The sequence below is a fragment of the Agrobacterium sp. MCAB5 genome (assembly GCF_052114365.1).
GTDB classification, from domain to species: domain Bacteria; phylum Pseudomonadota; class Alphaproteobacteria; order Rhizobiales; family Rhizobiaceae; genus Agrobacterium; species Agrobacterium tumefaciens.
Genome location: NZ_JBFREP010000153.1, coordinates 1 through 585, shown reverse-complemented (window position 1 = coordinate 585; position 585 = coordinate 1). Strand labels below are relative to the sequence as shown.

Here is a 585-nt window from a genome sequence, read left to right as displayed (position 1 = left end):
ACATCAGACCGTCTGCGGCAAAACGCCAGTTCTCGTTGCCATAGGCCCGGAACCACTGACCGCTGTCGTCGCAATATTCATAGGCATATCGAACGGCGACGCGGTTGCCGGTGAAGGCCCAAAGCTCCTTGATGAGCCGGTATTCGTGTTCCTTATTCCATTTGCGGGCCAGGAAAGCCTGGGCTTCCTGCCGGTTGGAAGCGAATTCGACGCGGTTACGCCAGCGGGTGTCGACCGAGTAAGCCAAGGCGACCTTCGCTGCATCCCGCGAGTTCCAGCCGTCCTCGGCCAAGCGGACCTTTTCGATGGCGGTTTCGTGGGTGAAGGGCGGTACCGGAGGGCGTGTCACTATCGCAGCTTTCGTAATTTGACTGGTTTCGGCAAGTGCCGAACCTACGAGGCCAACGGCGGGCAGGGCTGTGATGAAGGTGCGGCGTTTCATGTGAATGTACCTATCAATCTATTGGGCTGCACCGATTGGTACAGACAGGGTGCGCTAATGCGTGCCTTAGGCAATCAAGCGGGTTGATACCGGAAGCCCCCAGAGGATCCGAGCTGTCTGCACATCAACTCGGGTCACAACCC

Annotated in this window: 1 protein-coding gene; it reads right to left on the bottom strand. The window is 58.3% G+C overall.

Annotated elements, in window-relative coordinates:
* On the bottom strand, nucleotides 1-349 hold a 349-nt coding region (locus AB4Z23_RS27925), incomplete at its 3' end, for a DUF1348 family protein (protein WP_441361231.1).
* Between the last annotated feature and the right edge of the window lie 236 nt (nucleotides 350-585).